Genomic DNA, 25170 nt, shown 5'->3' with positions numbered 1-25170 from the left:
ACAACCGCCCACAGGTCACCGGAGCACGAAGTCGGTGACGGCATCGGTGTACTCCGCGGGCTGCTCGGCGTGGACGAAGTGGCCCGCGCCCTCGAAGAGGCGGTAGGTCCCGTCGGAGACGTCAGTACGGAAATGGTGGATTTCCTCGGGACTGGTGACCGGGTCGTGCTCACCCTTGATGAGCAGGGCCGGCTGGGACAGGCGGGCCAGCAGCGGAAGCAGGGACTCGTTGAAGCTGGTGCTCTGGGCAATGGTCTGGGCGAAGTACCCGGCGCGCTCCTGGATCTCCTCCGGGAGATCGCCGGCCGGTAGCACCAGGTCGCGGGAGGTCGGGCCGAGATAGATCTCCATCCGGCGCTCCCCGAGCTGCTGCAGCAGGGTGGTCCGATCGGTCCACATCTCGGTGGTCGCAGGACCCGTCCAAGCGAGCAGCCTGTTGGCCTCGTCCAGCAGGCCGAGCTCCGTGAGCAGCGGTTTGGCGGACTCGACCAACGTGCGGGTCGCCAGGACCATGTCCCACGGTGGATTCTCGAAGATCACCCGGCTGACCGACGACGGATGGTTGGCGGCGTACCGCAGCGCCAGGCGGCCGCCGTACGAGTGGCCGAGAATCGCCCACTGCTCGAACCCGAGCCGCTCCCGCAGCGCCTCGAAGTCCGCGATCACGATGTCCTCGGTGACCGGCCCGTCGATCGGGTCGGACTGCTGCACGCCGCGCTGGTCGACGCCGATCACCTGGAGCCGCTCGGCCAGTCGATCGCCTTGGAAGGTGAGGAAGTCGTAGGACCCCGCCCCTGGGCCACCGTGGAGGTAGAGCAAGGGCGGGGCGTCGGCGGCGCCTCGCTGGTCGACGTACAGGCGGGTGTCGCGAATCTCGGTCAACATGTGATCGAGAGTAGATCGGCCTAAGGTGGCAAAGAATGCACTCAGTAGGAACTCTTCAGGCATTCTTCCGGACGCAGAATCCAGGAGGCGTTGCATGGTCGACTTCTCGCTCACCGAGGAACAGCAGGCGATCCGGGCCACCACCCGGGAGTTCGTGCGGCGGGAGCTGATGCCGCTGGAGAACGACGTCCTGCGGCGCGAGCGGGAAGGACTGCCGGGCGTTGAGCCGGAGGTCGTGAAGGCCCTGCGGGAGAAGGCGAAGAGCTTCGGGTTCTGGGGGCTGAGCACGCCTGAGGAGTACGGCGGGATGGACCTGTCGGCCGTCGACCAGGCGCTGATCACGAGCGAGCTCGGACGGACTTTCGTACCGTTCTCCTTCGGCGGCGAGGCCGACAACATCCTCTACGAGTGCAACGAGGAGCAGCGCAAGGAGTACCTGCTGCCGACCATCTCGGGCGATCGCAAGTCGTGCTTCGCGATCACCGAACCGGGCGCGGGGTCGGACACCCGGGCGATCCGGACGACGGCGCGGCGCGACGGCGACGACTGGGTGATCCGCGGCGAGAAGACGTTCATCACCGGGGGCAACGAGGCCGACTTCGCGATCGTGATCGCGGTGACGGACGGGGAGTTGGGCTCGAAGGGCGGCTTCACCGCGTTCCTCGTCGACCGCGAGCGGGGCTGGACGTCGGATCCGATCGTGACGATGGGTCAGGCGGTGCCCGCGACGCTCAACTTCGACGACGTGCGGGTGCCGGCCGATCACGTGCTGGGCGAGATCGGTCAGGGGTACGAACTGGCGATGCGCTGGATCATGAAGGGTCGGTTCCTGATCCCGTCACGGGGCATCGGCGCCTGCGAGCGGTTGATCGAGCTGGCGATCGAGCACGCGAACAGCCGGGAGACGTTCGGGCGCGCGATCGCGGACAACCAGGCGATCCAGTGGATGATCGCCGACTCGGAAGTCGAGCTGGAGGCGGCTCGCTGGCTCGTCCTGTACGCCGCGTGGGTGGTCGATCAGGGGCGGCATCCGCAGCACGACAGCGCGATCGCGAAGCTCTACGGAACCAATACAGTCAACCGGGTCGCTGATCGGGTGCTGCAGATCCACGGCGGGATGGGCTACACGAAGGAGCTGCCGATCGAGAGGTGGTTCCGCGAAGTCCGCCTGTGGCGCATCTTCGAGGGCACGGACGAGATGCAGCGGTTGATCATCTCCCGGGACCTACTCCGCGGCTACCGCAAGCCGGGCGCGCACTTCCACTAGGTCTCAGGCAGCGCGAGCCAGCTGGGTCAGGCGGTTGGTGAGACGGCCGAGGCGGACGGCGGCGATTCCTCGGTACGCCGGGCGCAGGACCGTGGCGAGCGGGCCTGATTGGCTGAAGGCGTGGGTGACCTCTCCGTCTGGCCCGATCATCCAGCTGGCGGTCTCGTGGAAGCCGGGGACCTCCCAGACGAACTCGACGCGGTCGGGCTCGATCACCGTGTACTTCAGCTCGCCGGTGAAGCGGGGGCGGACCTTCAGCTTGTACGGCGTACCGACTGCAGGCGTGGCTGGGCCGTCGACGGAGACGAAGGCCTCGTTCCACTCCGGCAGGGCGCGCGCGTCGAGCAGCGCGCGCCGGATTGCCTCCCGGGAGGCGGGGATGGTCGAGCTCGCGTACTCCATGGCTATTTCTCCTTCACGGTGTCGCGCCGGCGAGCCAGGGCCGCTCCGGCCGGGAAGGCCTCGGCGACGGCTCGCAGCGTGCTGATGGTTTCGTCGACGGGCAGTCCGGCGACCAGGTCGTCGATCCGCCGGTGCAGACGCTCCTCGGCGGTGACGATGCGTCGGCAGAGCTGACGTCCGCGCGAGGTCAGGCTGAGCGCCAGGTAGCGGCGGTCGACCTTGTCGGTCTCACGCCGTACGAGGCCTTGGCCGACCAGTCGTTCGACCAGGCGGCTCGGGCTCGTGCCGGTCTCGCAGACGAGCAGACCGCCGAGCGCGTTGAGGGTCAACGGGCCGTGGTCCCGCAGGACGCGCAGGACTTCGGCCTGTGACGGGGTGACGCCGAGCGGACGGAGATCGGCGGCGAACAGGCGGTTTCCCTCGCGCTGGATCGCGAGCACCAGGTACCGCAGCTCCTCGGCCGGCTTCACGGCTAATAGATTACACGACACGTATGTCATGACATCTGTTGCTGCCGGCACCGCTGCGCCTTGGGTGAGTGCGTGGAAAGTGCGCAGAAAGTGCGCGGTGAGGTCATGGTCAAGGCGCCACCGGAACTGGCACAGTGGGGCCATGAAGGGTCTGATGCAGGACTACCAGCTGTCCCTGGACACCATCTTCCGCCGGGCGGAGCAGTTCTTCCCGGACAAGACCGTGCACACCGGCGGCCCAGCGCCCGTGACCATGACGTACGGCGAGTGGGCCGCACGGACCAGACGCCTGGGCGGCGTGCTCGACAACCTGGGGATCAGTGCCGACGGCCGGGTCGGCACCTTCGCCTGGAACTCGGGGCGCCACCTCGAGCTGTACTTCGCCGCGCCCTGCACCGGGCGGGTCCTGCACACGCTCAACATCAGGCTCTTCCCCGACCAGGTGGTGTACATCGCCAACCATGCCGAGGACGAGATCGTCTTCGTGGACCGCTCGCTGCTGGGGCTGTTCCTTCCGCTCCTGGATCGGCTGCCTCTGCTGCGGCACGTGGTCGTGATGGACGACCTGCCGGCCGGGGCGCCGGGGGTCGAACTGCCGGACGACGATCGGTTCCATGACTACGAGGAGCTGCTGGCCGCGGCCGAGCCGGTCGAGTTCCACGTCGAGGACGAGAATCAGGCCGCCGCGATGTGCTACACGAGCGGCACGACGGGGAATCCCAAGGGCGTCGTCTACTCACACCGTTCGACCTGGTTGCACTCAATCGGCGTACTGACCAACGCGGGGATCGGGTTGCACGAGACCGACACCGTGATGCCGGTGGTGCCGATGTTCCACGCGAACGCCTGGGGGCTCGCGCACGCGGCGCCGATGGCGGGAGCGAGCCTGGTGTTTCCGGGGCCGGACATGTCACCGCAGGGGATTCTGAAGCTCCTGCAAGAACAAGAGGTCACGCTGTCGGCTGGTGTACCGACGATCTGGCAGGGGTTGCTGCCGTTGCTCGACGGTGTCGACCTGCCGAAGTTGCGGCGGATCCCGTGCGGTGGGTCGGCGGTGCCGCTGGCGCTGTCGGAGGCGTTCCGGGAGAAGCTGGGCAAGCCGATCCTGCAGGCGTGGGGCATGACGGAGACCAGCCCGGTGGCGACGGCCTCGCACGTTCCCGTTCGCGATCAAGGGCTGCCGGAGGACGAGCAGGCGAAGCTGCGGGCCCGGCAGGGGTTGCCGTTGCCTGGTGTCGAGGTTCGGATCGTGGAGCCGGGGTCGACGACGCCGCTGCCCTGGGACGACGAGGCGACGGGCGAGCTGCAGGTGCGCGGGCCGTGGATCGCGGCGGAGTACTACCGGCCTGATGCCGGGGTCGAGCTCAACACCGACGACGGCTGGATGAAGACCGGCGACGTCGCGGCGATCGACCAGTACGGGTCGGTGCGGCTGGTCGACCGGACGAAGGACCTGGTGAAGTCCGGTGGAGAGTGGATCAGCTCGGTGGAGCTGGAGAACCTCCTGATGGCTCACCCGGCGGTGAAGGAAGCGGCGGTGATCGGCGTACCGCACCCGAAGTGGGACGAGCGGCCGCTGGCCTGCGTGGTGCTGCAGGAGGGCGAGTCGGCGACGGGCGAGGAGATCCTGGCGTACCTCGAGCCGCTGGTGGCGAAGTGGTGGCTGCCGGACGCGGTCGAGTTCATCGACGAGGTGCCGAAGACGTCGGTCGGCAAATTCTCGAAGAAGGACCTGCGGACCCGGTTCGCGGAGTACCACTTGGAGTGAGAGTCGGAGTTGTGGCAGCAGTTCGGCGTGAGCTCGGTGTGGTCTGTGGTGTGAGTGGACCAGTGGTCGATGTGGCATGGACCGCGAACGTCGGTAAGGTGCGGTCGCATGCGAGGGATCATCCTGGCCGGCGGTTCCGGCACCCGACTGCACCCGCTCACGATGGCTGCGAGCAAGCAACTGCTCCCGGTCTACGACAAGCCGATGATCTACTACCCGCTGTCGACGCTGATGCTGGCCAACATCCGTGAGGTCCTGGTCATCACCACGCCGGACGACGCGGCGCAGTTCCAGCGGCTGCTCGGTGACGGTTCGCAGTTCGGGATGGAGATCTCGTACGCCGTGCAGCCGAGCCCGGACGGGCTGGCGCAGGCGTTCCTGATCGGTGAGCAGTTCATCCAGAACGAGCCGGTCGCGCTCGCGCTGGGCGACAACATCTTCTACGGGCCCGGGCTCGGGGTGCACCTGCAGACGTTCAACGAGGTCGACGGTGGCGTGGTGTTCGCCTACCGGGTCGCGGACCCGACGGCCTACGGGGTGGTTGAGTTCGACGCGGACGGGAAGGCGCTCAGCATCGAGGAGAAGCCGAAGGAGCCGAAGAGCAACTACGCGGTACCGGGGCTGTACTTCTACTCCGCCGACGTCGTCGACATCGCCAAGGAGATCAAGCCGTCCGCGCGGGGTGAGCTGGAGATCTCGTCGGTGAACGAGGTCTACCTGGACGCCAAGCGGCTGCAGGTCGAGGTGCTGCCGCGGGGTACCGCGTGGCTGGACACCGGGACGTTCGACTCGTTGATGGCGGCCGGGGAGTTCGTCCGCGCGGTCGAGATGCGGCAGGGGCAGAAGATCGGTTGCCCGGAGGAGATCGCCTGGCGCCGCGGGTTCATCGACGACGACGGGCTGAAGGCGCGCGCGGACACGCTGGCCAAGTCCGGGTACGGCACGTACCTGCACGGGCTCTTGGAGGAAGGCCCGCTGGGCTGAGCAGGAAGGGCCGCTGGGCTGAGTGATCGGCTTGGTCGAGCCTCACGGCGTGATCCCGCCAGATCTGCCGACGGTCTGAAAATACGGTCGTCGGTATGACATCTGCGGGAGTTGTGCTGGAGCGGTTCTACCGGGCTGAGGCCGAGTACGTCGCTGGAGGTGGGCGCGGGCTGGCCGACTTCGGGCCGGTGGCGGCGTTGCTGGACGACGAAGTGTGTCTGTGGTCGCAGCCGGGGTTGCCGTACAGCGGAGTCTGGCGGGGGCCGGACGGCATCGAGAACTTCCTGGGTGAGTTCAGTGCGACCTGGTCCGGGCTCGAATTCTTGTCGACGCGGCAGGTCGCGGACGGGGACCAGGTCGCGGTGCATCTGGAGGTCCGGTTCACGGCTCGGTCGAGCGGGCGGTCGTTGGAGACGTCGCTCGTCCAGGTCAACCGGGTTCGCGACGGCCTGGTGACGGAGTTCCGGCCGTACTACTGGGATCCGGCTGCTGTCACCGCGCTGGCGGGTTGAGCGAGCTGCGTCGAACGCCGAGGGCGGCGGGGTGACGCGGGGGAGGCCGTGGTGCGAGCTGCGGGACGCGTGGGCGGGCGCCGGTGTCGCCGGAGCGGAATCACTGGGCCGGAGGGCGGCGGTACGTCGTACCGACCGGAATCTCTGGGCGGGAGGGTGCCGGTACGTCGTACCGGGTGGAATCTCTGGGCGGGAGGGTGCCGGTACGTCGTACCGGGTGGAATCGCTGGGTGGGAGGGCGGCCGTACGTCGTACCGAGTGGAATCGCTGGCGGTGATGGGCTGGGGAGGAAATGTCGGCGCTCGGCGCTAGGGTTGCCGTCGTGGAAGCACCCCTTGCGTTGTACCGCCGGTATCGCCCGGAGACGTTCGCCGAGGTGATCGGGCAGGACCATGTCACGGCACCGTTGCGGAACGCGCTGAGCAACAACAGGGTGAACCACGCCTATCTGTTCTCCGGTCCTCGCGGGTGTGGCAAGACCACCAGCGCGCGGATCCTCGCGCGGGCGATCAACTGCGAGAAGGGCCCGATCGCCGAGCCGTGCGGGGTGTGCAAGTCGTGCACCGACCTGGCGCGCGGTGGGCCGGGCAGCATCGATGTGATCGAGATCGACGCGGCGTCGCACGGTGGTGTCGACGACGCGCGGGACCTGCGCGAGCGGGCGTTCTTCGCGCCGGTCGAGAGCCGCTACAAGATCTACATCATCGACGAGGCGCACATGGTGACCACGCAGGGCTTCAACGCCCTGCTGAAGCTGGTCGAGGAGCCGCCGCCGCACCTGAAGTTCATCTTCGCCACGACCGAGCCGGACAAGGTGATCGGGACGATCCGGTCCCGGACCCACCACTACCCGTTCCGCCTGGTGCCGCCGAAGGCGCTGGGGGACTACATGGCGACGCTGTGCGAGGCCGAGGGCGTGGCGATCGCACCGGCCGCGCTGCCGCTGGTGGTGCGTGCCGGTGCTGGGTCGGTGCGTGACTCGCTGAGTGTGCTCGACCAGCTGATCGGTGGAGCCGGGCCGGAGGGTGTGACTTACGAGCTGGCCGTTGCGCTGCTCGGGTTCACGCCGGACTCGCTGCTGGACGCTTGCGTTGACGGGTTCGCGGCGCACGACAGCCGGGCGGTGTTCGAGACGGTCGAGAAGGTGATCGAGACCGGGCAGGACCCGAAGCGGTTCGCGGAGGACCTGCTGCGGCGGTTGCGCGATCTCGTGATCCTGTCGGCGGTGCCGAACGCGGTCGCTTCCGGCTTGATCGAGGCGGCGGAGGACCAGGGCGAGCGGTTGCAGACCCAGGCCGCTGGGATCGGCGCGGCCGAGCTGACTCGGGCGGCGGACATCGTCGCGGCCGGGTTGCTGGAGATGCGCGGGGCGACTGCGCCTCGGCTGCAGCTGGAGCTGATCTGCGCCAAGGTGCTGCTGCCGGGGGCTGATGACTCGACCAACGGGATTCAGGCTCGGTTGGATCGGATGGAGCGGCGGCTCACGATCGGAGTGCCTGCTGGTACGGCGGACGCGGGGCCGGCTGTGCAGCCCGGTTCTGGGGCGGCTGCTGCTGGTGCTGATGGGCGTGGCTCGGGTTCGGTTGGTGGGGCTGAGGTAGCTGGTCGGGGTACGACGTCGGCTGGTGGCTCGGGTGGGCCTGCTTCGGCGGGTGCCGGTGGCTCGGGCGGAGCTGGTGCTGCAGGCTCGGCTGGAGCTGGAGCTGGAGCTGGAGCTGGAGCTGGAGCTGGTACGCCGGGTGCCGGGGTGGCTGACGGTCGGGCTGCCGGCGGAGCAGGTAGCTCGGCGACGGAGGATGGCGGCCGGGGCGGTGCGGCGCTGGGTGCGGCTGATGGCTCTGGTGTGAGTGGATCGGCTGCTGCTGCTGGTGGTTCTGGCTCGGGTGGCGGTGCTGGTTCTGCGGGCGGGGCGTCCACGGCGGGTGGCACTGCTGCCGGGTCGGCTCGTGCTGCGGCTGGTGGGACTGGGCGCGGGGCTTCGGCACCCGCTGCTTCTGGCGGTGGGAATCGGACTGGGGCTTGGGCTGATGAGTCCGGTTCGGCTGCCGGCGTGACTGGCGGGCAGTCGCCTGCGGCTGCGCAGGTGGCGCCGGCTGCTGCTGCGCCGGTATCGAGCGGGGCTGTGGGGCTGGCGGATGTTCGGCGGTTGTGGCCTCAGGTGCTGGAGGCGGTGAAGAGCAAGCGGCGGTTCGCTTGGATCATGCTCAGCCAGAACGCTCAGGTGATCGCCATAGATGACCAGATCTTGACGTTGGGGCTGGTGAACGCGGGGGCTCGGGAGAGCTTTGCGCGGTCCGGGAGTGACGAGATCCTGCGGCAGGCGATGATCGACACGATCGGATTGGACCGGCGGGTCGAGGCCGTGGTGGATCCGTCGACCGACCCGGGGGCTGGGTCGGGGGCGGCGCCTCCGGCTGGGCCGCCTTCTGCGCCGCCGAGTTCGTCGTGGGATCAGGGGCCGGCGACGGGTAGTCAGCCGGGGGCCGCTGGTCCGGGTGCTGGTGGATCGTACGGCGATGGTGGTGCGGGCTCCGGCGCTCAGGGGGGTGCTGGTTCGTACGGTGATGGTGGCGGCGCCGGCGGTTCGTACGGCGGTGGTGCCGGCGCAACGGGCGCGGGTGCTGCGGGTGCGGGTGCTCCGGGCTCAGGTGCGGGTGCCGCCGGTGGGGGTGCTGCGGGTGCAGGATCCGACGGGCCGGGGGCAGGTGGGCCGTGGGCCGGCGGGGCAGGCTCTGGAGGAGTCGGTTCTGACGGCGCTGGGTTTGGTGGCGTGGGCTCTGGTGGGTCGGGGGCTGCGGCTGCGTACGACGGGCCTGGCAGCGGCGCTGGAGTGAGCGGGTCAGAGCACGGTGGGCCGGCTGCGGCGGGATCGCCTGCCGGTGGTGGTTTTGCGGGTGCTGGCGGAAGTTCGGCGCCGGGTGGGGCCGGTGCCGGCGGGGACGCGGGTGCTGGCGGGGCTGGAGCCGGTGGGAGTGCGGGTGCTGGCGGGGTCGGAACCGGTGGGAACGCCGGTGCTGGCGGGGCTTCGGGGGCGAGTGGATCGGCGAGTTGGGCCGATGCGGGTGCTGGCGGTGCGGAGGCCGCCGGGGCTGGTGGGAACGGCGATACAGGTGTTGGTGGGACTGGCGGCGCCGGTGTCGGTGGTGGCGTGGGTGTGGGTAGCGCGGGTGGTGGAGCTGTCGGTTCGGGCGCTGGTGGTGCCGGGGTGGCTGGGCAGGGCGTTGCTGCTGGCGGTGCTGGGCAGGCGGGTGGGGCGGTCGCCGTACAGGAATTCGCTCGTGAGGTGAGGGTTCCGCTGCAGGCTGATCAGCAGGCGGGTGGGCCGCCTGCTCCTTCGGCGGCGCCTGAGGTGGATCGGCGAGAGCAGGCCGCTAGCAAGCGGCGGGCGGCTGAGGCTGCGGTGGCGGCTGAGCAGGCGCGGAAGGCTGCGGCGGCGCCGGAGGTTCAGGAGGCGCCGTTGACGCCTGAGGAAGAGGCGATGGCGATCGGGGACGACGACATCGTGCTCGAAGAGGACTCTCGGTCGCACACCGATCTGCTGCGGGAGACGCTCGGGGCTTCGATCATCACTGAAGAGCCGAACTGAGGGTGGTTCGGTGCGGTCGCTGAGGTAGGTGGCGGCTGAGAAGCAGCCTGTCTGGGGACGGGCTGCTTTGGTATGCCCGCAGGTCGCTGGGGCGAAGCGGGTGGGGCAGGAGCCGCAGGGCGACCATCGCGAAGCAGCGAGACGACCTCGAGCAGGCCGCGGCCGATCCGCACGTGCTGGCGACTTCCGGCCGACGCGCACCACTGATCAACCTCCCGCCCGCCCGATCCTCGACGCCACTCAGGCGTGGCCTCGGCAACCGGCGCAAGGTGAGCGGAGCTGGAGGTAGGCCGCGGTGGGCGGGGCCGAGGCTGCGCCGGGCGGGCGGGGCAGCCGGCCAGCCCGGGCAGCCGGGCGGCCGGGCGGCGGGCCGGGAAACGGGCGGTTGGGCGGGGGGAGCCCCGAGCCACGTGGGGCAGGTGCCTGAACAGGGGAACGGGAGCGGGGAAGCGGGAAGCGGAGCCGTGTGGCCCGAGCGCCTGGGTTGACCAGGAACCGAAGCGGCGACGGGGAGCGTGGGCCCGCGGAGCCGCGGAGCTGTGGGCCGGCCGCCTGGGTTGACGGGGAACCGAAGCGGGAGGGGGAGCGCGGAGCCGCAGAGTCGCAGAGCCGTGGGCTGGGCGCCTGGGTCGGTGGGGAACCGAGGCGGGGAAGGGGAGCCGTCGGGCCGGGCGCTTGGGTTGATAGGAACCGAAGCGCGGAACGGAGAGCGGGGAGCCGCGGGTGCCTGAGTTGGCGGGAAGCGGAAGGGGAATGCCCGGAGCGGTCGGGTCGGCGGGCTGACGGCCGGGCGTCAACAGGTTGTCCACAGGGTTGGGGATGAAGTGTGGATGGAAATAGGCGGCGACCGACGCGCTGGGGTGTGCACATGTTTTCCACATGTTGTGGATAAGTGCTGCCCACAGGGTGTGGACACATATCGGTTTCCGCTCGGTCGTTGACCGGGGCTGGGGTTGTCGGGGCGACCGGCTAGGCTCAGGGCAAGCGGAAGAGTCCGACGGGAGATCGCGTGTTCGACGGTGGCGGTGGGCAGGGCGGGGGCTTTGACATGTCCGAGCTGCTCGCACAGGCACAAGCGATGCAGAGCCAGCTGATGGAGGCTCAGGCCAACCTGGAGAACCAGGAGGTCGAGGGCACCGCGGGTGGTGGTCTGGTGACCGCGATGGTCTCCGGGACGGGTGAGCTGCTCAGTCTGACGATCAACCCGCAGGCGGTGGACCCGGACGACACCGAGACGCTGGCCGACCTGATCGTGGCCGCCGTACGGGACGCGTCGGAGAATGCCAAGGAAGTCGCGGCTCGTGCGATGGGGCCGCTGGCCGGTGGTCTGGGTGGAGGTCTGCCCGGGTTCGGCGGCGGTGCGCCCGAGACCGTGCAGAGCGACGACCAGCTTCCGGGCAAGCAGCTGCCGGGCAACGACCAGGGTCCGAACTTCGGGTTCACCCGTCCGGGCTCCGAGCCCGGTCAGAACCCGGGCTGACGTGTACGAAGGGGCCGTCCAGGACCTCATCGACGAGCTCGGCCGGCTCCCTGGCGTCGGTCCGAAGTCCGCGCAGCGGATCGCGTTCCACCTGCTCGCCGCCGACGAGACCGACGTCCGCCGGCTGGCTCACGTGCTGATCCAGGTCAAGGAGAAGGTCAAGTTCTGCGAGATCTGCGGCAACGTCTCCGAGGAGACGCAGTGCCGGATCTGCCGTGACCCGCGCCGCGACCTCGCGCTGATCTGCGTGGTCGAGGAGGCCAAGGACGTGGTCGCGATCGAGCGGACCCGCGAGTTCCGCGGCCGGTACCACGTGCTCGGCGGCGCGATCTCGCCGATCGAGGGGATCGGTCCGGACGAGCTGCGGATCCGCGAACTGATGCAACGGCTGGCCAGCGGTGAGGTGACCGAGATCATTCTCGCCACCGATCCGAACCTCGAAGGTGAGGCGACCGCGACGTACCTGAGCCGGTTGCTCAGGCCCATGGGGTTGCGTGTGACTCGTTTGGCCAGTGGACTACCTGTAGGCGGTGATCTCGAGTACGCCGACGAGGTCACACTCGGACGGGCGTTTGAAGGGCGACGATCGATCGATGACTGAATCAACCGATATTGCGGAACGCGCGTTGGACACCGACAACGAGGACCTGACCGAGTTCGCCGAGCAGATCGCGGACCAGGTGCAGAGCTTCCTGATCTCGGTGCGCGACATCGCGGCGCAGCCGGACGAGGACGGTGTCGACGAGGGACTCGCCTCGCTGCCGTACCTGCTGCTCGAGGTCAGCCAGCTGCTGCTGGCCGGTGGCCGGCTCGGTGCGTTCGAGGACTTCGTCCCGGCGGAGCGTTTCGAGAGCGACGCCGGACCGGACCCGGACCTGGACGCGATGCGCGACCGGCTCGCGGTGCTGTTCGAGGGACTCGACGAGTACGCCGAGGTCTTCGACCCGTACGCCGCGCCGCCGGAGATCACCGTCAACCGGCTCTCCGACGACCTGACCGCGATCGCTACCGACCTGGTGCACGGCCTCGCGCACTACCAGTCCGGCCGGATCATCGAGGCGCTGTGGTGGTGGCAGTTCTCCTACGTCTCCACCTGGGGCGCCGCGGCGAGCGCCGTACTGCGCGCTATTCAGTCGCTGATCGCGCATGACCGGCTGGAACCGGCTCACGATCCGGAGACCGAAGCGTCCGACCGTGAACTGGTCGAGGTCGCCGAGGAAGTCGTCCAGCGCCGCTGAGCACGAGCCGCACGGACTGCGCTGCCACCCAACCGATCACCGCGGTCACGAGTACCAGTACGACGACCGTCAGGACGTCCGCGCCCGGTACGCCGGTCGCGGCGAGCCAGTGGATGCCGTACGTGCCGCTGGCCGCGGTGGTGAAGGTCAGGGCCCAGAAGCCCAGCCCGAACGGCAGCCGCGCGTACGTCGGGACCAGCGCCAGCTGCGCCAGGATCAGGAGCACGAAGGCGCCGAGCAGCGCGTGCTGGAACAGGTCCGGCCGTCCTTCGAGAGCGAACCAGGCGTTCCCGCCGACGGCCGGCGGCGCCGCGAAGATCGCGAGGGTCGGGACCAGCGCGGCGGGTAGCGCCGGCCGGAAGGCGAGGCGCCCGAGCAGCAGGGCGCCGAGCAGCAGCCACATCAGGATGCCCACGCCGAACGACCCGTAGCCGAGCTCAGGCAGTCCGACGGTCGCCAGACTCTGCCCACCGATCAGACCGGCCGCTACGGTCGGCAGCAGGTAGCCGGCGTGCAGTTGGTCGATGTCACGCTGACGGACCAGCAGCCTGGTGAAGAAGAGGGTGGCCACACCGAGGCCGAGGACGAACATCACCAGTACGACGACCCGCCCGGCAGTGGGGGCGTAGTGGCTCAGCGCCGCGCCGTACAGCATGCCGGTGGTCGGTGCGAGTGAGGCGAACGGGCCGAGCACCGGGTGCTCGAGGTCGGTGAGCACCTGACGCGCAGTACGGGCTCCGCGGAAGTAGCGGACCAGACTGACCAGCCAGACGGCCAGGGCGACCAGCCAGAGGACGTTGGCGGCAACCCGGTTGATCTCGAGGGCGTCGCTCGCGGCGGTCCAGGTGCCGGCCAAGCCGGTCAGACCGAAGGCGATGCCGAAGTAGTTCAGCGGGAACGCCTTCACAGCCGGTGCGGTCATCACGATCATCCCTCTCCGAGAAAGCAAAATGACCAGTCGTCTCAACGGAGCGTGCGATGACCTCCGAATATTCCCGGGCGTGGGATAGCGTGAGTCGCCGGTGAGGCCGAGGAGGCGCGAGTGCAGCACGAGGACCCGGCGGTGGTCGGTCCGTTCGTGGTCCAGTCGCGGCTGGGCAGCGGGGCGATGGGCACCGTGCACCTGGCCCGGTCGCCGGGCGGTCGACTGGTCGCACTGAAAGTGGTCCGGCCCGAGCTCGCCGACGATCCGGGGTTCCGGGCGCGGTTCGGACGAGAGGTCGAGGCGGTCCGGAAGGTCGGTGGGGCGTTCACGGCCGCGGTGGTCGACGCCGATCCGGACGCCGAGCGGCCGTGGCTCGCGACGGAGTACCTGCCGGGGCCGACGCTGCAGCAGGCGGTCGACGGGCAAGGGCCGCTGCGGCCGGACGGTCTGCGGTACGTCGCCGCCGGGCTGGCCGAGGCGCTGGTCGCGATTCATCGCGCCGGCGTGGTGCATCGCGATCTCAAGCCGTCGAACATCCTGCTCACCGACAACGGGCCGCGGGTGATCGACTTCGGGATCGCGCGGGCGCTCGAGGACGTGAATCTGACGGCCACCGGGATCGTCGTCGGTACGCCGGGCTACCTGTCGCCCGAGCAGATCACCGGCGGGGCGATCGGGCCGGCGTCGGATCTGTTCTCGCTCGGAGGGGTGCTGGTGTTCGCGGCGAGCGGGCAGGGGCCGTTCGGGCGCGGGCCGTTGAGCGCGCTGATGCATCGGGTCGTGCACGAGGAGCCGCGGATTCCGCCGCTGCCGGACGATGTCGCCGGAGTGGTCCGCGGGTGCCTGCAGCGCAGGCCGGAGTTGCGGCCGGCGCCGGGCGACGTACTGAAGGCATTGAGTCCGGTGCATCCGGTGCCGTTGCCTATGGCAAGCACAGTGCAGCTGCCGCCACCACCGACGCGGGTGGACGAGATGCCCAGGAGCAGCACCTTTGCGGATCCACCGGCGCCGGCGCGCTTGCCTGTCGAGGGAGAGGCCAAGCAGGTGCAGCCAAGGCCGGGCGCGCCGTCGCGCCCGGAGCCCGTAGGCCCCACCTTCACCACCAGCCGGACCTACTCGATCCTGATGTCCCTCTGGCTGTTGACCTTCACCATCGCGACCGGCCGCTTCTCGTCGTACTCCGCCGAGATGGGCTTCGGGGGTCAGGCTCTGGTCTGTTGGCTGATCAGCCTCGTTGGCCTGTGGTTCCTTGCCTTCAGAATTCCGTTCCTGTTCGGCCGCAAGGTCAGCCTGGTGCTGAATGCCGACGGATTGACGACTACCCGCGCGGGCCGGACCGGATCCGTCCCCTGGTCGAGCGTGTCCCGGATCCGCCTCGTGGGTCACTCCCGGCGGGTCTGGCTCGTGGTCTGGATCGAGCCACAACGCGCGACCGACTTGCCGGCCTCGCCTCGCCGCTTCCACGGCGGACACCGCGTCTTCCCGGTCGCGCACGGCGCCACCAGCCGCCGCCGGCTTCGCCAGATCGGTGAGCTCCGCTCCGCGCTCACCTGGTACGCCGGCCGCCTGTTCGACGCGAACCACTGAGCCAGGTCGGTGGCGGCGTTGTCGACGCGAACCGGTTGAATGGGCGGGTGTCCGTTCACGAACTGCTGTCCCGGTTGCCCGACGTCCAGACCGTACGACGGGTCAGCCGCGCGCTCGCCGTGCTCGACCTGATCGTCTGCGAGGACCCGGCGTACCGGTACTACTCGTTCGACGCGCGCTGGTCGTCGACTGAGGAGGCCGCGCTGATGGTCGACGGGTCGGGTGACGAGTACTCGATCGTGTTCTCGCCGGACGGCGTCTTCGCGCGCGGTTTCGCGCACGCGTCGGAGATGTCGCCGTACGGGAACAACGGCGAGCTCTGGCCCGGGCTGGTCGACGGCCTGCCGCCCGAGTTGCACGCGGCCCGTGACGAGCCGGCCTTTCGGGACGACGAAGGCGGGGTCCTGAACGCGACGGTGTGCTTCTGGCGTACGGACGGGGACTGGACCGCCGGGCCGGTCGAGCCGCAGGGCGACGACGGTGCCGAGCGGCTCTTCGGGCTGCTGACCGAGGGGCCGGAGGGCTATCTCACCTTCGCCGAGGAGCAGTACGAGGTCGCGCTCGACCTGGATGCGATCCGGCACGTCTACGCGCTGATGCCGCTCAGCGAGTACGTCGTGACGATCCTCAACCGGAACCGCCGGCTGGCCGATCTCAAGGAGGACCTGGCCGAGATCGGCTACCCGCGGGAGTTCTGAACTGATCGATCCAAAACCGTGCTACGCTCCTCTGCATGGCTCGACCCAGGATGTTCGACGAGGACGCCGCGACCGACGCGGCAATGCGCGCGTTCTGGGCGAACGGCTACGAAGGCACCTCGACGCAGGACCTGTGTGAGGCGACCGGGCTCGGGCGGAGCAGCATCTACAACACCTTCGCCGGCAAGCACGAGCTGTTCGAGCGCTCGCTCGCGCGGTACATCGACCGCAAGACCGGGTCGACGCTGGAGCTGCTGGCCGGCGACCGGCCGACGTTCGAGAAGATCCGGACGATGCTGGACGGCGCCGTCGACCCGCCGGAAGGCGAGCCGCCCGGCTGCCTGGTGGTCAACTCGCTGATCGAGCTCGCGCCGCACGATCCCGTCGTCGCCGAGCAGTTGCGGGCCGACGAGGAGATCCGCTTGACCGCGCTGACGACGGCGATCGAGGCCGGCCAGCGCGACGGGGACATCGCTGCGGACAAGGACGCCCGCAGTCTGGCGCAGTTCGTCGTCGGGACGATCTGCGGGATCCGGGTGCTGGCGCGAGGTGGGACCGACCGCGCCGCGCTGAACGCGGTCGCGGCGACCGCGTTGGCCGCCCTGGTCTGACTGCATCTTCCTGAGGGGACTTTCGATGCCGCCTGCCATTTTCGTCCTGGGCCTTGCCATTTTCGCCCAGGGAACGTCCGAGCTGATGCTCGCCGGACTGCTGCCCGAGCTGTCGAGCGACCTCGGCGTCTCGATTCCGACCGCGGGGTTGCTGATCTCGGCGTTCGCGATCGGGATGCTGGTGGGTGCGCCGGTGCTCGCGGTCGTGACGCTGCGCTGGCCACGGCGTACGGCGTTGCTGAGCTTCCTCGCCGTCTTCGTGCTGGCCCACGTGGCCGGCGCGCTGACGCCGAACTACGAAGTACTGCTGATCACGCGCGTCGTCGGGGCCTTCGTGTACGCCGGGTTCTGGGCTGTCGCCTCGGTCACGGTCGTGGGGCTGGTACCGCCCGACCGGCGCGGACGCGCGATGAGCGTCCTGGTCGGCGGGCTGACGGTGGCCACGATCCTCGGTCTGCCGCTGGGGACGGTGGTCGGCCAGCATCTCGGGTGGCGCGCGGCGTTCTGGGGAGTCGCGGCGATGTCCACGATCGCCATGGTCGGCGTCGTGGCGACGGTTCCGGGTGGCCGGTCGGCGAGCAGCGTCCCGAAGATCCGCGACGAGTTCCGCGCGATGGCCAATCCTCCGCTGTGGCTGGCGTACACGACGACGGCGTTGTCGGTCGGCGCGTTGCTGGTCATCTTCAGCTACCTGGCGCCGCTGCTGGTGGAGGTGACCGGGCTGACCGACGACTGGGTGCCGGCGGTGCTCGCGCTGTACGGCGTGGGTGCGTTGGTGGGCATCACGATCGGTGGGCGGTCCGCGGACGCGCGGCCTTTCGGGACGCTCTTCGCCGGCCTGACCGGCGTGGTGCTGCTGTCCGTCGTACTGGCGGTGTGGACTGCGCAGCCGGTCGTTGCTGTTGCTGCCATCACGCTGCTGGGTACGGCTGGCTTCGCGACGAATCCGGCGGTGAACACCCGAGTCTTCAGCTTGGCCGGAGATGCGCCGACGCTGGCGGCCGCGGTGAACATCTCGGCCTTCAATGTCGGAATCACGGTGGCGCCGTGGGTCGGTGGCCTGGCGCTCGACGCGGGGGCGGGGTACTCGGTGCTGGGGTGGATCGGTGCGGGGTTCGCGGTGCTCGCGCTGGTGACGGTCGTGCTCGCCAGGAAGCTGCAGGCCGTCGTACCGAAAGAGGTCGAGATCAGTCCGGCAGCATCGGGACGGTGAGGCCCTGGTCGCGGCCGAGCAGGATGCCGCGGGTGATGGCGTTGATGCCGAACTTGTCCTTGACGTGGTCGAGCGTGCTGTCCAGCTCGTCGTTGCTGGCCTTGTCGAACGGTAGTGCGAGCTGGGTAGCCGACTCGTTCTCGAGGTTGCCGACCGCGATGCCGACGAGGGTGACGCCTTGCTTCTCGATCAGTGGCGTTGCCTCGGCCAGCAGGGCGCGGGCGGTGACCAGCAGGGTGCGGGTGTGATCCGTTGCCTGGGGCAACGTGTGGGAGCGGGTCGCGCGGGTGAAGTCGTCGAAGCGCAGCCTCAAGGTGACGGTCCGGCCCGACCGTCCGGCGGAGCGCATCCGGCGGGTGACGCGGTCGACGAGCCCGGCCAGTACGGCGTCCAGGGTCTCGGGCGACTTCGGCGAGCGGCCGAGCGCGCGCTGGGAGCCGATCGAACGGCGCCGCTTGCCGACCTCGATCGGGCGCGGGTCGCGGTTGTGGGCGAGGGCGTGCAGGTGCCGGCCCGAGGCGCGGCCGAGCATCGCGACCAGCGCGGCCTCGGGCAGCATGGCGACGTCGCCGACCTTCGAGATCCCGCGGGAGCGGAGCTTCTCGGCGGTGACCTCGCCGACGCCCCACAGCCGCTCGACCGCGAGCGGGTGCAGGAACTCGAGCTCGCGGTCCGGTGGCACCTCCAGCAGGCCGTCGGGCTTGGCGACGCCGCTGGCCACCTTCGCGAGGAACTTGGTCCGCGCGACGCCGACGGTGATCGGGAGGCCGACCCTGGCGAGCACCTCGGCGCGGAGGCGACGGGCGATCTCCACCGGCGTACCGGCGATCTTACGCAGGCCGCCGACGTCGAGGAACGCCTCGTCGATCGACAGGCCCTCGACCAGCGGGGTGGTGTCCTCGAACACCTTGAAGACGGCCTTGCTGGCTTCGGAGTACGCCGACATGCGCGGCTGGACGACGATCGCCTGCGGGCAGCGGCGCATCGCCTGGCCGCCGTTCATCGCCGTGCGGACGCCCAGGGCCTTGGCCTCGTAGCTGCAGGCGAGCACGACGCCGGCGCCGACGATCACCGGCCGGCCGCGCAGGCGCGGGTCGTCGCGCTGCTCGACCGACGCGTAGAACGCGTCGAGGTCGGCGTGCAGGGTCGTCGCCTCGCCGGTTTGGGACACGAACATATGTTCGCATACACTGTCAGTGGCAGCTAGGGATGCCATTCGTTCTGAGTAGGGAGAAATCCTGAGGCGGGGGGTTGAGGTGACAGGACAGAATGCGGTCTATGGACCTGTCGGCGTACCGCGCGCTCTGGAGAACTCGTGGGGTGGCGTCGCTGCTGGCCTCGGCGCTGGTGGCGCGGCTGCCGGTGATGGCCTCGGCGGTGCCGATGTCGTTCCTGGCCAAGGACGCGGCGGGGAACTTCGGCTGGGCGGGCGTCGTCGCGGGCGCTTACTCGATCGGTACGGCGCTGGGCGGGCCGATCTGGTCCCGGCTGGCCGACCGCCGTGGTGGCAAGTGGGTCGTCATCGGGACCGGGATGGCGTGGAGCCTGGCGATGTTCGTGCTCGCCCTGCTGCCCGACGACTGGTACCGGTTGATGCCGGTGGTGTCCGCGCTCGCGGGGGCCTTCGTCTCGCCGATTACGGCGACGCTGCGCGCGGCCTGGCCGCGACTGGTCCAGGGGCCGCGGTTGCGCGCGGTGTACGCGCTGGACGCGACCGCCCAGGAGGTGCTGTTCGCGATCGGCCCGATGCTCGGAGCGCTGGTGGTCAGCTTCGTGAACCCGCGGGCCGGCGTGCTGTCGGCCGCGGCGATCGCGCTGGTCTCGGTCTGGTGGTACGGCGTCCAGCAGCAGCCGGCGATGCGGCACGACGAGACCGTACGGCGGTTGACCGCGCCGCAGCTGCTCTGGCATCGGCACCGGTTGCCGCTGATCCTGGCGTTCGCCTTCTGCGTGACGGCGTTCGCGTCGGTGTCGCTGGGGATCGTCGCGTTCGCCGACGACCACGGGAACCGGTTGATCGCCGGTGTGCTGGAGACCGTGTGGGCCGTTGGCAGCCTGGCCGGTGGGTTGATCGTCGGCGCGCTGCCGGGCCGGCGGAACTCGTTCGTCTGGCGGCGGTCGCTGCTGGTGTCCGTCGGCATGCTCGCGTGCGTGTTCGCGACGTGGTCGCCGGTGTCGCTCGGGATCGCGCTGCTGCTGTCGGGGTGCGTGCTGGCGCCGACGGTCGGGGCGTTGTACGAGCGCCTGGGTGCGATGACGCCGGACTCGGTCCGCACGGAGATCTTCGGCTGGATGGGCAGCGGCGCGATGATCGGCGGCGCGGTCGGCTCGGCGGTCGCGGGGTTGGTCGTGGAGACGTTCGGGGTGCGCTACGTGTGGCTGCTCGCCGCGGTGCTCACGCTGCTGGCGACGCTGTCGCTGCTCCACATTCCGCCCCATCGGCCGTCCGAAGAGGCCGCCGTGGAAGAGGTCGCTGTCGCCTGACCGCGCTGCAGGTGGCGCCCAGCTGCGGGTGGTGCCAACACGCTGGGGGTGGCCGAGGGCCAGCAGTGTGTTGGCGTACTGGCCGCCGGCGGGCTGGGTGCCCAGCCCCTTACCCGCCGGGGCAGTCTGAGCGAGCGAGTGGTCGCTGAAGCGCGACCAATCCGCCCTACGAGCGAGCCCGCCCGTGACCGGGGCTTTGAACCGCGCACCCGCCAGGCCAACGAGCCAGCCGCGACGAGAACGCCTCGAAGGCGGTGTCCTGCTGCTGTCGTCGGTCGCGTGCGGGGGCGGGGTGTGTCCCTCTTTGGGAGGTCGGTGCCCTGGAGTGTGCTGTCAGGTCAAGCTCTGGTGAACAGGTCTTCCCAGAGCGGCTTCAGGTGTTGCTGGGCCTCGGACCAGGAGACTGCTGCCGGATCCTCGTCTGCGAGGAGGTTGGTGAGGCGGTTGAGGAAATCTTCCCAGCCGTAGCCGTACTGGACGGCTGTCTGCTCGGTCACCTGGGAGTGGGTGAGCGTCAGGATCGTGGTGCTGCCGGCGGGCTCGAGGTGGAGGTCGACGGTGGAGTCAGGTTCGCCGGGCCAGGTCCAGTGGGCTTGGAGGGCAGTGGGGGCGTTGCAGGTGGTGATCTGGACGGTAGCGACGTCCTGGTCCGGTGGGGACATGGTCAGGTGGACGGTGCCGCCGACCTCGCGGGTGCCCGTGACCTGACCGAGCCAGCGGCTGAGGCGGGACGGAGTGGTCCAGGCGGACCAGACGTCCTGGATGTCCGCCTCGTACGTGCGCCGGAGTACGACGGCGTAGGTGTGGTCAGTCGAGTGAGTGATCGTGCGCGCGGTGTCGAGCAGTTGGCCGAGGTCAGGCATCGGGAGTCTCCGTGGAGGTTGGCGACGAGGACGACGACGTACGGCGCCCGCGCCGGAGTTCGGTGTCCAGGGCGTCCAGGCGGTTGGTCCAGAACTTGCGGTAGCGGTCGAGCCAGGCGTCGATCTCGCGGAGGGGGTCGGTGTCGACGGCGTACAGGCGTCGGGTGCCGTCGACGGTGACGGTGGCGAAGCCGTTGTCGCGGAGCACGCGGAGGTGCTGGGAGACGGCGGGCTGGCTGATGCCGAACTCGGTGCCGATGGTGGCGGCGATCTGGCCGGCCGGCAGCTGGCCGTCGGCGAGCAGTTCGAGGATCCGCCGCCGGACCGGGTCGCCGAGGATGTCGAAGGCGTGCATGCGCCCCAGTATTTCAGCGATGACTTATATAAACAAGTGGTCCACTCCCCGGAAGGTCTTCGGTGCCGGGCAGTCACCGCCAGCGTTCCTGCGCGCCGTACGGCCGGCCGCCGAACGGGTAGCCCAGGTCCTGGTCAGGCAGGAGACAACGAGAAGGTCACGGCTAGAATGAGCCGAACGAACACGCCTGGTGCTGCCCCGAGGAAGCGACTGCACCGCGTAACCGCAACCAGTGTGAGCTGCTGGGGAACCAAGCTTTGAGGAGACACAGCTGTGGGTCGCGTCGTGCACAAGTACGGCGGTTCGTCGGTCGCTGACGCCGATTGCATCAAGCGTGTGGCCCAACGGATCGTCGCGACGAAGAAGGCCGGGAACGACGTGGTGGTCGTCATCTCCGCCATGGGGGACACCACCGACGAACTGATGGACCTGGCGCAGCAGGTCTCGCCACTGCCGCCGCCGCGCGAGCTCGACATGCTGCTCACCTCGGGTGAGCGGATCTCGGCCGCCCTGCTGGCGATGGCGATCGCGAACCTGGGCTACGAGGCGCGGTCGTTCACCGGCTCGCAGGCCGGCGTGATCACCACCTCCGCGCACGGCAACGCCCGGATCATCGACATCACGCCGAGCCGGATCGAGGACGCGCTGGCCGAGGGCCACGTCGCGATCGTGGCCGGGTTCCAGGGCGTCGCGCAGGACACCAAGGACATCACCACGATGGGCCGCGGCGCCTCCGACACGACCGCGGTCGCGCTGGCCGCCGCGCTCGAGGCGGACTACTGCGAGATCTACACCGACGTGGACGGCATCTTCACCGCGGACCCGCGGATCGTGCCGGCCGCGCAGCAGATCCCGATGATCTCCTACGAGGAGATGCTCGAGATGGCTGCCTGCGGTGCGAAGGTCCTGCACCTGCGTTGCGTCGAGTACGCGCGGCGCTACAACGTCAAGGTTCACGTGCGTTCCTCCTTCTCGCAGAAGGAAGGCACCTGGGTCGTCGATGCGAAGGATGTCAAGAACATGGAACAGGCGATCATCTCCGGCGTGGCCCACGACCGTGGGGAGGCCAAGATCACGGTGGTCGGCGTCCCCGACAAGCCGGGCGAGGCCGCGCGGATCTTCGAGACCGTCGCCAACGCCGAGACCAACATCGACATGATCGTGCAGAACGTCTCGGCGGTCGCCACCAACCGGACCGACATCTCCTTCACGCTGCCCCGGGCCGACGGCTCGCGGGCGATGTCCGCGCTGGCGCGGATGAAGGACGAGGTCGGCTACGAGCAGCTGCTGTACGACGACCAGATCGGCAAGGTCTCGGTGATCGGCGTCGGGATGCGCTCGCACCCGGGTGTTTCGGCGAAGTTCTTCTCCGCGCTGGCCGACGCCGGCGTGAACATCGAGATGATCTCGACCTCGGAGATCCGCATCTCCGTGGTGGTGGACGAGAACCTGGTGGACGCCGCCGTGACCGCGGCGCACACCGCATTCGACCTCGACGACGAGCACACCCAAGCTGTCGTCTACGGAGGAACAGGACGGTGACCCCGGTGAACGCTGCGGACTCCACGATCGACGAGCGGGCCGGCCTGCCCACCCTGGCGGTGGTCGGCGCGACCGGCGCCGTGGGCACGGTCATGCTCACGCTGCTCTCCACCCGCGAGAACGTCTGGGGGGAGATCCGGCTGATCGCGTCCGAGCGTTCCGCGGGCAAACGGCTGAAGGTGCGCGGCGAGGAGGTCGAGGTGGTCGCGATCTCCGAGGCCGCCTTCGACGGGATCGACGTCGCGATGTTCGACGTACCGGACGAGATCTCCGCGCACTGGGCGCCGATCGCGGCCGCCAAGGGCGCCGTCGTGGTGGACAACTCCGGCGCGTTCCGGATGGACCCCGACGTGCCGCTGGTGGTGCCCGAGGTGAACGCCGAGGCCGCGCGCAACCGGCCGAAGGGCATCATCGCCAACCCGAACTGCACGACGCTGTCGATGATCGTCGCGATGGGCGCGCTGCACCACCGCTACGAGCTGGAGCAGCTGGTCGTCGCGTCGTACCAGGCGGCCTCGGGCGCCGGTCAGGAAGGCATCGACGCGCTGTACGACCAGCTGATGAAGGTCGCCGGGAACCGTGAGCTCGGGACGACGCCGGGCGACGTACGCCGGGTGATCGGCAACGCGCTCGGGCCGTTCCCGGCGCCGCTGGTGATGAACGTCGTGCCGTGGGCCGGGTCGCTCAAGGAGGACGGCTGGTCGTCCGAGGAGCTCAAGGTGCGCAACGAGTCGCGCAAGATCCTCAACCTGCCGGATCTGAAGGTGTCCGCGACGTGCGTGCGGGTGCCGGTGATCACGACGCACTCGCTGTCGGTGCACGCGCGGTTCGCGCGCGAGGTCGACGTCGACGAGGCGCGCGAGGTGCTGCGGGACGCGCCGGGCGTGATCCTGTTCGACAACCCGGCCGAGGGCGAGTTCCCGACGCCGGCCGATGTCGTCGGCACCGACCCGACCTGGGTCGGCCGGATCCGCAAGTCGCTGGACGACCCGCAGGCGCTGGAACTGTTCGTCTGCGGCGACAACCTGCGCAAGGGCGCCGCGCTGAACACAGCGCAGATCGCCGAGGTCGTCGCCAAGGAGTTCGTGAAGGCCTGACCCTCGGGGCAGTAGCGGGACTGTGAACACGACAGCGGGACCTTGAACAAGAAATAGCGTGTTCAAGGTCCCGTTGTGGTGTCCGAGGTCCCTTGTTTACAACCAGTTCTCGCGGGCGGCGTGCAGGGCCAGCTGGAAGCGGGTGCTGGCTCCGGTGCGGTTCATCAAGCGTTCCAGGTAGCGGAAGAACGTGCGGCGGCTGATGCCGAGGGTGCGGGCGATGGTGTCGTCGGCGGCGCCGGTGGCCAGCAGGGCCAGGAGGCGGCGTTCGATGGGTTCCAGGCGGTCGTCCTCGGCGCCGACCGAGGCGTGCAGGGGCAGTGCGTTGCGCCAGCAGAGCTCGAACATGCCGATCAGGGCGGTCAGCAGGCTGCTCGGGCGGATGATCAGCAGGGAACGGTTCACGTCGGTGTCGCGCACCGACATCGACACGAACGCGATCGAGCCGTCGATGATCGTCAGCTTCGCCGGTACGTCGGGCAGTACGCGCGCCTGCTCGCCGGCCTCGACGCAGGGCAGGATGTTCTCGGTCAGGTACCCGGGCACCTCGACGGACTCCGGCGAGTAGACCACCCGGTAGGCGACACCGCGGTTGAGCTGCTCGATCTCCATCTGGTTCGGCCCGGCGCCCAGGTAGTACGGCGGGGAGTCGATCGCCAGGATCTCGCGCTGCGCGCTGCCCTTGATCTGGTTGATCCGCTCGACGATCGCGGTGCCGGTGACCACCTCGATCAGGTGCGTGGTCGACTCGTTGTGCACGGTCCGGCGGAACTCGTCGTACGCGTTCAGGACCTCGATCCGCGCCTGCTTCAGCTCGGACTCGCGGCGCAGCGTCAGCGCCTCGAGGCCGGCGTCGGGAGGCACCGGCAGGAACCGCGAGTGGTCCGATCCCGACCGCCGCGCCAGGCCGGCCTGGACCAGTCCACCGAGTACGTCGTCGATGCCGACGCCGCGGCCGGCGACGGCCGCGTCCAGTTCACCGATCGACGAGGGGCCGGCCCGGAGCAGGTGCTGGTAGACCAGGATCTCGTCGTCGTTGAGCCCGAGCACGCGCAAGTGCTCGGCACGCTCCGTGTCGGTCGAGCTCATGGCTGTCCCCTCCCTCCCGGCCGCGGTCACCGTGGGCTACCGCCACTCCAGGGTAGAACGATCCGCACGCCGCGGATCGTACTGTCCGTGTTCCGGTCACTGCACTGAGCGAGC

General features: G+C 69.5%; 23 protein-coding genes. 15 read left to right on the top strand and 8 right to left on the bottom strand.

The features are described 5' to 3' along the window. Positions 1-15: 15 nt before the first annotated feature. The gene (locus ABD235_RS21875; RefSeq protein ID WP_344176885.1) at positions 16-885 is read right to left on the bottom strand and encodes an alpha/beta fold hydrolase; all 870 of its coding nucleotides are present in this window, start codon (positions 883-885) and stop codon (positions 16-18) included. A 94-nt stretch (positions 886-979) separates the two neighbouring features. Here ABD235_RS21875 and ABD235_RS21870 point away from each other — a divergent pair, with 94 nt between their 5' ends. Further along, on the top strand, positions 980-2152 hold the full coding sequence (locus tag ABD235_RS21870) for an acyl-CoA dehydrogenase family protein (RefSeq protein ID WP_344176883.1): 1173 nt from the start codon (positions 980-982) through the stop codon (positions 2150-2152). Between the two features lie 3 nt (positions 2153-2155). On the opposite strand, the gene ABD235_RS21865 is transcribed toward ABD235_RS21870, so the two are convergent. Next, a complete protein-coding gene (locus tag ABD235_RS21865; RefSeq protein ID WP_344176880.1) occupies positions 2156-2554 on the bottom strand; it encodes an SRPBCC family protein in 399 nt (132 codons plus the stop codon). A 2-nt stretch (positions 2555-2556) separates the two neighbouring features. Continuing rightward, the gene (locus ABD235_RS21860) at positions 2557-3024 is read right to left on the bottom strand and encodes a MarR family winged helix-turn-helix transcriptional regulator (RefSeq protein ID WP_344176878.1); all 468 of its coding nucleotides are present in this window, start codon (positions 3022-3024) and stop codon (positions 2557-2559) included. A gap of 142 nt (positions 3025-3166) precedes the next feature. Here ABD235_RS21860 and ABD235_RS21855 point away from each other — a divergent pair, with 142 nt between their 5' ends. The 7 genes from ABD235_RS21855 to ABD235_RS21825 all read left to right on the top strand — a co-directional run bounded on the left by ABD235_RS21855 (position 3167) and on the right by ABD235_RS21825 (position 12592). Further along, entirely contained in the window at positions 3167-4792 is a 1626-nt protein-coding gene (locus ABD235_RS21855) for a long-chain fatty acid--CoA ligase (RefSeq protein ID WP_344176876.1), read from the top strand. Between the two features lie 108 nt (positions 4793-4900). Further along, on the top strand, positions 4901-5776 hold the full coding sequence (gene rfbA / locus ABD235_RS21850; RefSeq protein WP_344176874.1) for a glucose-1-phosphate thymidylyltransferase RfbA: 876 nt from the start codon (positions 4901-4903) through the stop codon (positions 5774-5776). Positions 5777-5871: 95 nt separating this feature from the next. Next, a complete protein-coding gene (locus tag ABD235_RS21845; RefSeq protein WP_344176872.1) occupies positions 5872-6288 on the top strand; it encodes a nuclear transport factor 2 family protein in 417 nt (138 codons plus the stop codon). A gap of 292 nt (positions 6289-6580) precedes the next feature. After that, positions 6581-9874: a DNA polymerase III subunit gamma and tau gene (locus ABD235_RS21840; RefSeq protein ID WP_344176870.1), complete on the top strand. Its 3294-nt coding sequence runs from the start codon at positions 6581-6583 to the stop codon at positions 9872-9874. A 1048-nt stretch (positions 9875-10922) separates the two neighbouring features. Beyond that, positions 10923-11354, top strand: coding sequence for a YbaB/EbfC family nucleoid-associated protein (locus ABD235_RS21835; RefSeq protein WP_344176868.1), 432 nt, complete (start codon positions 10923-10925; stop codon positions 11352-11354). A 1-nt stretch (position 11355) separates the two neighbouring features. After that, complete coding sequence (gene recR, locus ABD235_RS21830; RefSeq protein WP_344176866.1) at positions 11356-11955, top strand: recombination mediator RecR; 600 nt, start codon at positions 11356-11358, stop codon at positions 11953-11955. Next, positions 11948-12592 carry a DUF5063 domain-containing protein gene (locus ABD235_RS21825; protein ID WP_344176863.1) on the top strand — a complete coding sequence of 215 codons (645 nt, stop codon included), beginning with the start codon at positions 11948-11950 and terminating at the stop codon, positions 12590-12592. Before recR ends, ABD235_RS21825 begins: the two co-directional genes overlap by 8 nt. Here the strand turns inward: ABD235_RS21825 and ABD235_RS21820 are convergent. Then, entirely contained in the window at positions 12480-13514 is a 1035-nt protein-coding gene (locus ABD235_RS21820) for an SLAC1 family transporter (RefSeq protein WP_344176860.1), read from the bottom strand. The two genes, ABD235_RS21825 and ABD235_RS21820, sit on opposite strands and share 113 nt — an antisense overlap. 120 nt (positions 13515-13634) lie before the next feature. Here ABD235_RS21820 and ABD235_RS21815 point away from each other — a divergent pair, with 120 nt between their 5' ends. Genes ABD235_RS21815 through ABD235_RS21800 form a run of 4 tightly spaced genes read left to right on the top strand, consistent with a single transcriptional unit; the run spans position 13635 to position 17626 of the window. Next, positions 13635-15104, top strand: a complete 1470-nt coding sequence (locus ABD235_RS21815; RefSeq protein WP_344176858.1) for a serine/threonine-protein kinase — start codon at positions 13635-13637, stop codon at positions 15102-15104. A 47-nt stretch (positions 15105-15151) separates the two neighbouring features. Beyond that, complete coding sequence (locus ABD235_RS21810; protein ID WP_344176856.1) at positions 15152-15802, top strand: hypothetical protein; 651 nt, start codon at positions 15152-15154, stop codon at positions 15800-15802. Positions 15803-15837: 35 nt separating this feature from the next. Then, positions 15838-16413 carry a TetR/AcrR family transcriptional regulator gene (locus ABD235_RS21805; RefSeq protein WP_344176854.1) on the top strand — a complete coding sequence of 192 codons (576 nt, stop codon included), beginning with the start codon at positions 15838-15840 and terminating at the stop codon, positions 16411-16413. A 25-nt stretch (positions 16414-16438) separates the two neighbouring features. Further along, positions 16439-17626 carry a Cmx/CmrA family chloramphenicol efflux MFS transporter gene (locus tag ABD235_RS21800; protein ID WP_344176851.1) on the top strand — a complete coding sequence of 396 codons (1188 nt, stop codon included), beginning with the start codon at positions 16439-16441 and terminating at the stop codon, positions 17624-17626. On the opposite strand, the gene dinB is transcribed toward ABD235_RS21800, so the two are convergent. Further along, the gene (gene dinB / locus ABD235_RS21795; RefSeq protein WP_344176849.1) at positions 17601-18803 is read right to left on the bottom strand and encodes a DNA polymerase IV; all 1203 of its coding nucleotides are present in this window, start codon (positions 18801-18803) and stop codon (positions 17601-17603) included. The genes ABD235_RS21800 and dinB overlap by 26 nt on opposite strands. 101 nt (positions 18804-18904) lie before the next feature. Here dinB and ABD235_RS21790 point away from each other — a divergent pair, with 101 nt between their 5' ends. After that, a complete protein-coding gene (locus ABD235_RS21790; RefSeq protein ID WP_344176847.1) occupies positions 18905-20110 on the top strand; it encodes an MFS transporter in 1206 nt (401 codons plus the stop codon). Positions 20111-20448: 338 nt separating this feature from the next. Here ABD235_RS21790 and ABD235_RS21785 read toward each other — a convergent pair whose 3' ends face one another. Beyond that, complete coding sequence (locus tag ABD235_RS21785) at positions 20449-20973, bottom strand: SRPBCC domain-containing protein (RefSeq protein WP_344176845.1); 525 nt, start codon at positions 20971-20973, stop codon at positions 20449-20451. Next, on the bottom strand, positions 20966-21328 hold the full coding sequence (locus ABD235_RS21780; RefSeq protein ID WP_344176842.1) for an ArsR/SmtB family transcription factor: 363 nt from the start codon (positions 21326-21328) through the stop codon (positions 20966-20968). Before ABD235_RS21780 ends, ABD235_RS21785 begins: the two co-directional genes overlap by 8 nt. A 273-nt stretch (positions 21329-21601) precedes the next feature. On the opposite strand from ABD235_RS21780, the gene ABD235_RS21775 reads away from it, so the two are divergent. Both ABD235_RS21775 and ABD235_RS21770 read left to right on the top strand, forming a co-directional pair. Continuing rightward, positions 21602-22870 carry an aspartate kinase gene (locus ABD235_RS21775; protein ID WP_344176839.1) on the top strand — a complete coding sequence of 423 codons (1269 nt, stop codon included), beginning with the start codon at positions 21602-21604 and terminating at the stop codon, positions 22868-22870. Further along, positions 22867-23967 carry an aspartate-semialdehyde dehydrogenase gene (locus ABD235_RS21770; protein ID WP_344176837.1) on the top strand — a complete coding sequence of 367 codons (1101 nt, stop codon included), beginning with the start codon at positions 22867-22869 and terminating at the stop codon, positions 23965-23967. Before ABD235_RS21775 ends, ABD235_RS21770 begins: the two co-directional genes overlap by 4 nt. A gap of 96 nt (positions 23968-24063) precedes the next feature. On the opposite strand, the gene ABD235_RS21765 is transcribed toward ABD235_RS21770, so the two are convergent. Continuing rightward, on the bottom strand, positions 24064-25056 hold the full coding sequence (locus ABD235_RS21765) for a helix-turn-helix domain-containing protein (protein WP_344176835.1): 993 nt from the start codon (positions 25054-25056) through the stop codon (positions 24064-24066). Positions 25057-25170 lie beyond the last annotated feature (114 nt).

The sequence above is a fragment of the Kribbella lupini genome (genome assembly GCF_039529595.1).
Taxonomy (GTDB): Bacteria; Actinomycetota; Actinomycetes; order Propionibacteriales; family Kribbellaceae; genus Kribbella; species Kribbella lupini.
The sequence above is the reverse complement of the archived record's forward strand: the minus strand, read 5'-3'. Positions and strand labels throughout refer to the sequence as shown.

Coding starts and splice junctions, on each gene's coding strand:
- ABD235_RS21875 (WP_344176885.1), bottom strand. CDS start 885: ATGTTGACCGAGATTCGCGACACCCGCCTGTACGTCGACCAGCGAGGC.
- ABD235_RS21800 (WP_344176851.1), top strand. CDS start 16,439: ATGCCGCCTGCCATTTTCGTCCTGGGCCTTGCCATTTTCGCCCAGGGA.
- ABD235_RS21870 (WP_344176883.1), top strand. CDS start 980: ATGGTCGACTTCTCGCTCACCGAGGAACAGCAGGCGATCCGGGCCACC.
- ABD235_RS21765 (WP_344176835.1), bottom strand. CDS start 25,056: ATGAGCTCGACCGACACGGAGCGTGCCGAGCACTTGCGCGTGCTCGGG.
- ABD235_RS21780 (WP_344176842.1), bottom strand. CDS start 21,328: ATGCACGCCTTCGACATCCTCGGCGACCCGGTCCGGCGGCGGATCCTC.
- rfbA (WP_344176874.1), top strand. CDS start 4,901: ATGCGAGGGATCATCCTGGCCGGCGGTTCCGGCACCCGACTGCACCCG.
- ABD235_RS21855 (WP_344176876.1), top strand. CDS start 3,167: ATGAAGGGTCTGATGCAGGACTACCAGCTGTCCCTGGACACCATCTTC.
- ABD235_RS21785 (WP_344176845.1), bottom strand. CDS start 20,973: ATGCCTGACCTCGGCCAACTGCTCGACACCGCGCGCACGATCACTCAC.
- ABD235_RS21835 (WP_344176868.1), top strand. CDS start 10,923: ATGTCCGAGCTGCTCGCACAGGCACAAGCGATGCAGAGCCAGCTGATG.
- ABD235_RS21825 (WP_344176863.1), top strand. CDS start 11,948: ATGACTGAATCAACCGATATTGCGGAACGCGCGTTGGACACCGACAAC.
- ABD235_RS21845 (WP_344176872.1), top strand. CDS start 5,872: ATGACATCTGCGGGAGTTGTGCTGGAGCGGTTCTACCGGGCTGAGGCC.
- ABD235_RS21805 (WP_344176854.1), top strand. CDS start 15,838: ATGGCTCGACCCAGGATGTTCGACGAGGACGCCGCGACCGACGCGGCA.
- ABD235_RS21790 (WP_344176847.1), top strand. CDS start 18,905: ATGGACCTGTCGGCGTACCGCGCGCTCTGGAGAACTCGTGGGGTGGCG.
- ABD235_RS21820 (WP_344176860.1), bottom strand. CDS start 13,514: ATGACCGCACCGGCTGTGAAGGCGTTCCCGCTGAACTACTTCGGCATC.
- ABD235_RS21840 (WP_344176870.1), top strand. CDS start 6,581: ATGTCGGCGCTCGGCGCTAGGGTTGCCGTCGTGGAAGCACCCCTTGCG.
- dinB (WP_344176849.1), bottom strand. CDS start 18,803: ATGTTCGTGTCCCAAACCGGCGAGGCGACGACCCTGCACGCCGACCTC.
- ABD235_RS21865 (WP_344176880.1), bottom strand. CDS start 2,554: ATGGAGTACGCGAGCTCGACCATCCCCGCCTCCCGGGAGGCAATCCGG.